General features: G+C 71.0%; 8 protein-coding genes. 4 read left to right on the plus strand and 4 right to left on the minus strand.

The genetic code is table 11. The features are described from left to right. Positions 1-18 precede the first annotated feature (18 nt). Both yicI and IF04_RS0124405 read left to right on the plus strand, forming a co-directional pair. Complete coding sequence (gene yicI, locus IF04_RS0124400; protein WP_030261763.1) at positions 19-2313, plus strand: alpha-xylosidase; 2295 nt, start codon at positions 19-21, stop codon at positions 2311-2313. 6 nt (positions 2314-2319) lie between these two features. Then, the gene (locus IF04_RS0124405) at positions 2320-3033 is read left to right on the plus strand and encodes a GH12 family glycosyl hydrolase domain-containing protein (RefSeq protein WP_030261765.1); all 714 of its coding nucleotides are present in this window, start codon (positions 2320-2322) and stop codon (positions 3031-3033) included. 67 nt (positions 3034-3100) lie between these two features. Here IF04_RS0124405 and IF04_RS0124410 read toward each other — a convergent pair whose 3' ends face one another. Beyond that, the gene (locus tag IF04_RS0124410) at positions 3101-3532 is read right to left on the minus strand and encodes a MarR family winged helix-turn-helix transcriptional regulator (RefSeq protein WP_030261767.1); all 432 of its coding nucleotides are present in this window, start codon (positions 3530-3532) and stop codon (positions 3101-3103) included. Between the two features lie 107 nt (positions 3533-3639). Here IF04_RS0124410 and IF04_RS0124415 point away from each other — a divergent pair, with 107 nt between their 5' ends. Next, on the plus strand, positions 3640-4161 hold the full coding sequence (locus IF04_RS0124415; RefSeq protein WP_030261769.1) for a phenolic acid decarboxylase: 522 nt from the start codon (positions 3640-3642) through the stop codon (positions 4159-4161). Between the two features lie 22 nt (positions 4162-4183). On the opposite strand, the gene IF04_RS0124420 is transcribed toward IF04_RS0124415, so the two are convergent. Further along, positions 4184-5497, minus strand: coding sequence for a sensor histidine kinase (locus IF04_RS0124420; RefSeq protein ID WP_030261772.1), 1314 nt, complete (start codon positions 5495-5497; stop codon positions 4184-4186). A gap of 24 nt (positions 5498-5521) precedes the next feature. Further along, positions 5522-5893 carry a MerR family transcriptional regulator gene (locus tag IF04_RS0124425; protein ID WP_030261775.1) on the minus strand — a complete coding sequence of 124 codons (372 nt, stop codon included), beginning with the start codon at positions 5891-5893 and terminating at the stop codon, positions 5522-5524. A 68-nt stretch (positions 5894-5961) separates the two neighbouring features. Here IF04_RS0124425 and IF04_RS0124430 point away from each other — a divergent pair, with 68 nt between their 5' ends. Beyond that, positions 5962-7071, plus strand: coding sequence for an alkene reductase (locus IF04_RS0124430; protein WP_030261778.1), 1110 nt, complete (start codon positions 5962-5964; stop codon positions 7069-7071). 63 nt (positions 7072-7134) lie between these two features. On the opposite strand, the gene IF04_RS0124435 is transcribed toward IF04_RS0124430, so the two are convergent. Further along, on the minus strand, positions 7135-8011 hold an 877-nt coding region (locus IF04_RS0124435), incomplete at its 5' end, for an NADH:flavin oxidoreductase/NADH oxidase (RefSeq protein ID WP_030261780.1).

An 8011-nucleotide genomic window follows, 5' to 3' on the forward strand; every position in this document is an offset into this window, starting at 1 on the left:
TTCGAAAGGCAGGATCCGATGAAGTTCACCGACGGCTACTGGCTGATGCGGGACGGCGTCGACGCGTCGTACGCCACCGAGATCGTCGACACCCGCGTCGAGGACGACCGGTTCACCCTCTACGCCGCCGCACGCCGGCTCCGGCACCGGGGCGACACTCTCAACGCGCCACTCCTGACGGTCGAGTGCTTCTCCCCGGCCGAGGGAGTGATCGGCGTACGGGCCACCCACCATGCCGGGGCGGCCGACCACGGCCCGCACTTCGCCCTGCGCACCGGGCCGGAGGGCGCGCCCTCCAAGGTCCATCGCGACGGCTCCCTCCTCGAACTGTCCAGTGGGGGGCTGTCGTTGCGGGTGGACACGGCCGCTCCGTACCGGCTGGACTTCCTCGCCGACGGCCGTACGCTCACCTCCGCCGAAGCGCGTGGCACCGGCTTCGCCACCACCTCCGATGGCGCTCACCACTCCCTCGCGCAGCTCTCCCTCGGCGTCGGCGAGCTGGTGTACGGGCTCGGTGAACGCTTCACCCCCTTCACCCGCAACGGCCAGAGCGTCGACATCTGGCAGGCCGACGGCGGCACGGCCAGCGAACAGGCGTACAAGAACGTCCCGTTCCATCTCACCAACCGCGGCTACGGCGTCTTCGTCAACCACCCGGGGCAGGTCTCCTACGAGGTGGGCTCCGAGGCGGTCGGCCAGGTCCAGTTCAGCGTCGAGGACCAGACGCTGGAGTACTACGTGATCCACGGCCCGTCCCCCAAGGAGATCCTGGACCGCTACACCGCGCTGACCGGCCGCCCGGCGCTGCCGCCCGCCTGGTCGTTCGGGCTGTGGCTGTCCACCTCCTTCACCACCTCCTACGACGAGGACACCGTCACCCGCTTCGTACGCGGCATGGCGGACCGTGAAATCCCCCTCGGCGTCTTCCACTTCGACTGCTTCTGGATGCGCGCCTACCAGTGGTGCGACTTCACCTGGGACCCGGAGGTCTTCCCCGATCCGGCGGGCATGCTGCGGCGGCTCAAGGAGGAGCAGGGACTGAAGGTCTGCGTCTGGATCAACCCGTACATCGCGCAGAAGTCCCCGCTCTTCGACGAGGCCGCCCGGCTCGGCTATCTGGTACGGCGGCCGGACGGCAGCGTGTGGCAGTGGGACATGTGGCAGGCGGGCATGGGCCTGGTCGACTTCACGCACCCCGAAGCGCGGCAGTGGTACGCGGACAAGCTGCGCGGCCTGCTCGGGCAGGGCGTCGACTGCTTCAAGACGGACTTCGGCGAGCGCATCCCCACCGACGTCGTCTGGCACGATGGCTCCGACCCCGCACGCATGCACAACTACTACACCCACCTCTACAACCGCACGGTCTTCGAGACGCTCACCGCCGAGCGCGGCCCGGACGAGGCGGTCCTCTTCGCCCGCTCGGCGACGGCCGGCGGCCAGCAGTTCCCCGTCCACTGGGGCGGCGACTGCGAGTCCACCGTCGGCGCGATGGCCGAGTCGCTGCGCGGCGGCCTCTCGCTCGGACTGTCCGGCTTCGGCTTCTGGAGCCATGACATCGGCGGCTTCGAAGGCACGCCGAGCCCCGAAGTCTTCAAGCGCTGGGTGCAGTTCGGTCTGCTGTCCTCGCACAGCCGGCTGCACGGCAGTACCTCCTACCGCGTGCCGTGGGACTTCGACGAGGAGGCCGTCGCCGTCACCCGCGACTTCACCCGGCTCAAGCACCGCCTGATGCCGTACCTCTTCCACGCCGCCCGGCAGGCCGCCGCGCACGGCACACCGGTGATGCGCGCGATGCTGTTGGATTTTCCCGGCGACCCGGCCTGCCACGCCCTGGACCGCCAGTACATGCTCGGCGACGATCTGCTGGTGGCGCCCGTCTTCACCGCCGACGGCACCGTCGAGTACTACGTACCGGACGGGGAGTGGACCCACCTGCTCTCCGGCGAGCGGGTGCGCGGACCGGGCTGGCGGCGCGAGCGGTACGGCTTCGACAGCCTGCCGCTGCTGGCCCGCCCGGGCTCGGTGATCCCCTTCGGGAGCGTGGCCGACAGCGCCGTGTACGACTGGCGGCACGACGTGACCCTGCGGGTGCACCGGCTCCGCGACGGCGACTCGGTGACCACCCGGGTCCCGGCCCCGGACGGCGCACCCGACGCGGTCTTCCGCACCCGTCGGGACGGCCCGCGCGTCACCGTCGAGGCCACCGGCGCGCCCGGCCCCTGGCACGTACTCCTCCCCGAAACCGGCACCCTCCTGACAGCCGCCCCGGACACCCCGGAACTGTCAGCACTCCTCGACGAGCAGAAAGGCTGAACTCTCATGACACGACGCACCCGGCGACCCGGCATACGGCTCCCGCTGACCGTCACGGCGGCCTTCGCCGCACTGCTCGGCTTCGCCGCCGCACCGGCCCAGGCCGCCACCTGGTCCTCGTCCGAGCCCTTCGGCTCGTACACCACTCCCGACGGCTACACGCTCTACAACAACATCTGGGGCTCGGGCGCCGGCTCGCAGACGATCCGGGCCGAGTCCGCGTCGGACTGGGACGTGACGGCCGACCACCCCGGCACCCCCGGCATCAAGTCCTACCCCAACGCGAAGAAGGTCATCGGCAAGCCCATCAGCGGCATCACCTCGCTGACCAGCACGTACGACGTGACCGTGCCGGCGTCGGGCGCGTACAACACCTCGTACGACATCTGGGACAGCGACTACGACCACGAGGTCATGCTCTGGGTCAACCAGACCGGCGCCGTCGGCCCGATCGGCACCGAACAGGCCACCGTCACCCTCGGCGGCTCCACCTGGAAGGTCTACAAGGGCGACAACGGGGCGAACCAGGTGTACTCGTTCCTGCGCACCTCCGACTCCTCCGCCGGCACGGTCGACATCCTGCCGGTCCTGAAGTGGATCCAGGAGAAGGGCTGGTGGGGCGACGAGACCATCGGCGACGTCCAGTTCGGTTACGAGATCACCTCGTCGCCGGGCGGACTCGACTTCAGCACCAACCGGTTCAGCGTCTCCAGTCGCTAGCCGTGCGGCCGGCGCCGGGGTTCCGGCGCCGGCCGCACCGGTCACTCCCCTAGGGAAGCCGCCAGACTCACTCCCCCAGGGAGGCCGCCAGGCGCTCCAGCGCGGGTATCGCCTTGGCGACGGCGTCGCGGTCGCCCGGCGGCAGGCCGTCCAGCGCCTTCTGCAGCGCCCTGCGGCTGGCCCGGTCGTAGCGCGCGAGCAGTTCGAGGGCCGCCGGGGTCGCGGAGAGGCCCACACTCCTCGCATCCGTCGCGGAGGGCCGCCGCTCGACCAGGCCCGCGGCGCTCATCGCGCGGACGAGGTTGCTCACCGTGGAGGGCGACATGCGGAGCCGGGCCGCCACCGCGCCCGTACCCATCGGCCCGTCGGCGGACAGCACCCGCAGCATTTCGATGTGGGCCTCGGGCAGGTCGGGGAGGCCCTCGGCGTTACGGGTCGAGCGCAGGACGGCCCTGCGCAGGGGGCCGAGGAGGTGGTTGAGGGAGGCTGCGGTGTCCATGGAGCGATTGTCGCAGCGCAGCATGGTGTTTTGTTGCAAAACTATTTTGTGGCAAAGTGAAGTGGTGGCCGCCGTGAGCGACCACTGCACAGCAAGGAGGCACCACCATGCAGACCACCGTCGAGCACCCCGTCCCGCCGCAGGACCTCTCCGGCATCACCGGCAAGCGGTTCATCTACACGTACGCCAACGGCTGGCAGTACGAGATGTACGTGAAGAACGCCGGGACCATCGACTACCGGATCCACACCGGCATGGTCGGCGGGCGCTGGGTCAAGGACCAGGCGGTCGATCTCGTCCGGCTGGACGAGGACGTGTACAAGGTGTCCTGGACCGAGCCGACCGGCACCTCCGTCAGCGTGACCGTCTCCCCCGCCAAGCGGCAGCTGCACGGCGTGATCTTCTTCCCGCACTGGGTCGAGCAGCACCCCGAGCGCACCGTCTGCTTCCAGAACGACCACCTGGACGAGATGGCCAAGTACCGCGACGAAGGCCCCGCCTACCCGGTCTACGTCGTCCCGGAGTTCGCGAAGATCACACTCTTCGAGCACGTGGGCGAGGACGACGAGAGCGTCGTCGCCGTGGGCCCGGCCGACCTGCCCGCCGGATTCGCCGACCGCACGAACTGACCCGCCCGAGCGGGCCCCGGCCTCACCGGCGAGGCGGTGCCGGGAGTGTGGCCAGCACGCGGAAGCCGCCGTCGGCCAGCGGGCCCGACTCGATGTCACCGCCGGCCAGCCGCACCCGCTCGCCCAGGCCGATGAGCCCATGGCCGCCGCTGGGAAGCAGGGGACCGCTGCCGTCGGGGACCTCCTCCGCCGGGCCATTGGTGACACTCACCCGCAGCGTCCGCGGCTCGTACGCGACACGGATGTCCGTCGCCGCGCCGGGCGCGTGCTTGTGCACGTTCGTCAGCGCTTCCTGCACGACGCGGTACGCGGCCCGCTCGACCGGCTCGGCGAGCGGCCGCGGATCGCCCTCGGTACGGAGCGAGACGGGCAGCCCGGCGGCCCGGGAGCTGTCGGCCAGCGCGGCGATCCGGTCGACGGCGGCACCGTCGGCCTCGGTCGCCCGCGCCTGCTTCGCCGGCTCGGCCCGCTCCTGTACGTCCCCGGCCGCCGGTCCGCCGCCCCTGAGCAGCCCCAGCATCTCGCGCAGCTCCGTGAGCGCCTGCCGCCCGGCCGTCTGGATGATCGCCGCGGCCTCGGCCGTCACCTTCGGGTCATGTGCCACGGTGGCCAGCGCGTTCGCGTGCACCACGATCAGACTCACCTGGTGCGAGACGACATCGTGCATCTCCCCGGCGATCCGCTGCCGCTCCTCGGCGCGCGCGGCCTCGGCCAGGAGCCGCTGCTCCCGCTCCGCCCGCTCGGCCCGTTCCACCAGCCCCGCGAGGACGGCCCGCCGTTCGCCCACGTACAGGCCGAGGAGCAGCGGTACGAGTATGGCGAGGACGAAGTTCACCAGGAACCCGCCGAGCAGGGTCCGCGGATGCGACCAGGCGTCGGCGTTGCCCCAGGGGATGACGTACAGCAGTCCCACCCCCGCCGTCGCCCACACCGTCCGACGGCTGTGCGGCCCCCGGTACGCGCCCTCGGCGTAGAACGCGCACGGCAGGGCGAAGATCGAGATGTGCAGCGCCTCCGCGACGAACGCCACCGCGAGCACCACCTCGGGCACGCGCCGCCGCAGCAGCAGCGGCACCGCGCTGGCGCCGGCGAGCAGCAAATTCGCCCACGGTGCAGCCGGCCCGAGATACGGATTCTTGGTGCTGTTCCACACCGACAACGCCAGCACGGCCACCACCACGACCACATCCGCAACCACCGGCGACCGCAACGGCTGCCGCGCGGAAGGCTTTCGTGCCGTCGCCGGATGCCCCTCCGACACGACCACCCAGGACCGGATGGCCCGGACGGACCGGGCAACGTAACGGACGTGCTGACTGCGGCTGCTGGTACTCACCCGGCGAGGATAGGCGTCACCCGGTCAACGGTTTCCCACGTCCCCCGCCGCCGCCGCGATCACCTCGTCCAGAACATCACGCGAGCGGACCAGATCGGCGATCATCCGGTCGATGCGGCCCCGCTCCGTCGTGAGGTCGGCGACCAGCCGTGGCGTGGCGATCTCGGAGGGTCCGCCGTCGGTGTCCCGCATGCAGGGCAGCAGTTGCCCGATCTTCGCGCTGCACAGCCCGGCGGCGAAGAGCTCCTGGATGCGGATGACACGGTCGACGGCGCTGCCGGGGAACTCGCGGTGCCCGCCGGCCGTACGCTCGGCCGTCAGCAGCCCCTGCTTCTCGTAGTACCGCAGCGAGCGCTCGCTCACTCCCGTACGCCGGGCCAGCTCACCGATCCGCATCGCGCACCCCACATCCCAGACCCTGAGGACTTGAACCTGACACCCGTGTCAACTTCTACCGTACGGTCATGACGAACACAACAACGGACACCACAGCCGCCTCCCGCCTCTTCGCCCCCGCCCGACTCGGCGCCCTTCACCTACCGAACCGCCTGGTCATGGCACCGCTGACCCGTAACCGCGCCACCGCCGACGGTGTCCCCACCCCGATGATGGCCACGTACTACGCGCAGCGCGCCTCCGCCGGGCTGATCATCGCCGAGGCGTCCACGCCGAACGCCGTCGGGCAGACGTACCCGAACATCACCGCGATCCACAACGCGGCCCACGTGGCCGGCTGGCGGCAGGTCACCGACGCCGTGCACGCCGCGGGCGGGCGGATGTTCCTGCAGCTCCAGCACGGTGGCCGGGTCGGCCATCCCGACAACAGCGGCCTGGTGCCCCTCGCGCCCTCGCCGGTCCCCCTCCCGGAAACGATCCACACGCCCAGCGGCCGCAGGCCCGCGGTCGTCCCCCGCGAGATGACCGCCGACGACATCCGCACCACCGTCGCCGACTTCGCCGCCGCCGCGCGCAACGCCGTCGCCGCGGGCTTCGCCGGGGTCGAGGTGCACAGCGCCAACGGCTATCTCCTCCACCAGTTCCTGGCCAAGAACACCAACCACCGCACCGACGCGTACGGCGGCACCGTGGCCGGCCGCATCCGCTTCGTGACCGAGGTGGTCCGAGCCGTCGCCGACGCGATCGGCCCCGACCGGGTGGGCCTGCGCATCTCCCCCGGCAACACGGTCAACGGCATCCAGGAAGACGACACCGACGACATCTATCCGGCGCTCATCGCCGCACTGGCCGACAGCGGTCTGGCCTACCTGCACGTCGCCTTCGCCGATCCCGACCAGCCCGTCTACCAGCACATCCGCAAGCACTGGCCGGGCACACTGATCGCCAACCCGGTACTGCCCGACCCCTTCCCCGCCGACGGCGGCAGGCACGAGGCCGAACGCCTCCTCTCAGCAGGCGCCGACCTCATCGCGCTGGGCCGCCCCTTCCTGGCCAACCCCGACCTGGTCACCCGCCTCCGCACCCGCGCCCCGCTCAACCCCGTACGCAACAAGTACCTGATGTACGTGGGCGGCGAAACGGGCTACACGGACTACCCGGCGCTGGGGGCCTCTTGACCGGCGGCACAGCAGAGCGGGGGCCGGCACCCTCGGGCGCCGGCCCCCGCTGACAACACTCGCTCAGGCGCGGTGGTACTGCTGGGCCACGTGCGGAGTGGCGCCCAGTTCACGGGCTGCCTGCTGGGCGAAGTACGGGTTCCGCAGCAGCTCGCGGCCGATCAGTACGGCATCGGCCTCGCCGTCCACGATGACCTTCTCGGCCTGCTGGGCCTCGGTGATCAGGCCAACGGCCCCCACCGGCAGCCCGGTCTCCTTCTTGACCTGCGTGGCGAACGGCACCTGGTACCCGGGCACCGCGGTGATCTTCGCATCCGGCGCGTTGCCACCCGTGGACGTGTCCAGCAGGTCGACGCCGTGCGCCTTGAGGTCGGCAGCGAAGCGGACGGTGTCGTCGGCGGTCCAGCCCTCGCGGCCGTCCTCCGGGTTCTCGGTGAGCCAGTCGGTGGCCGAGATCCGGAAGAAGAGCGGCAGCTCCTCCGGCCACACCGCACGCACCGCGTCCACGACCTCGAGCGCGAAGCGGATCCGGTTCTCGTACGAGCCGCCGTACTCATCGGTGCGCCGGTTCGTGAACGGCGACAGGAACTCATTGATCAGGTAGCCGTGCGCACCGTGGATCTCGGCGACCTGGAAGCCCGCGTCCACCGCGCGCCGCGCGGTCTCGGCGAACTGCGCCACGATCTCCTTGATCTGCGCCACGGACAGCTCCTCGGGAGCCGTCGACTTCTCGTCGAACGCCACCGGGCTCGGCCCGACCGGCTGCCACCCGTGCCGCTCACCGGGGGCGAGCGGCGCACCGCGGTCCACCCACGTCCGCTCCGTCGACGCCTTGCGCCCGGCGTGCGCTATCTGAATACCCACGGTCGCGCCCTGTGACTTGATGAAGTCGGTGATGCGGCGGAAGGCGGCGGTCTGGGTGTCGTTCCACAGGCCCAGG

The sequence above is a fragment of the Streptomyces violens genome (genome assembly GCF_000717745.1).
Classification (GTDB): Bacteria; Actinomycetota; Actinomycetes; order Streptomycetales; family Streptomycetaceae; genus Streptomyces; species Streptomyces violens.

Coding starts and splice junctions, on each gene's coding strand:
- IF04_RS0124410 (WP_030261767.1), bottom strand. CDS start 3,532: ATGGACACCGCAGCCTCCCTCAACCACCTCCTCGGCCCCCTGCGCAGG.
- IF04_RS0124405 (WP_030261765.1), top strand. CDS start 2,320: ATGACACGACGCACCCGGCGACCCGGCATACGGCTCCCGCTGACCGTC.
- IF04_RS0124425 (WP_030261775.1), bottom strand. CDS start 5,893: ATGCGGATCGGTGAGCTGGCCCGGCGTACGGGAGTGAGCGAGCGCTCG.
- IF04_RS0124430 (WP_030261778.1), top strand. CDS start 5,962: ATGACGAACACAACAACGGACACCACAGCCGCCTCCCGCCTCTTCGCC.
- IF04_RS0124415 (WP_030261769.1), top strand. CDS start 3,640: ATGCAGACCACCGTCGAGCACCCCGTCCCGCCGCAGGACCTCTCCGGC.
- yicI (WP_030261763.1), top strand. CDS start 19: ATGAAGTTCACCGACGGCTACTGGCTGATGCGGGACGGCGTCGACGCG.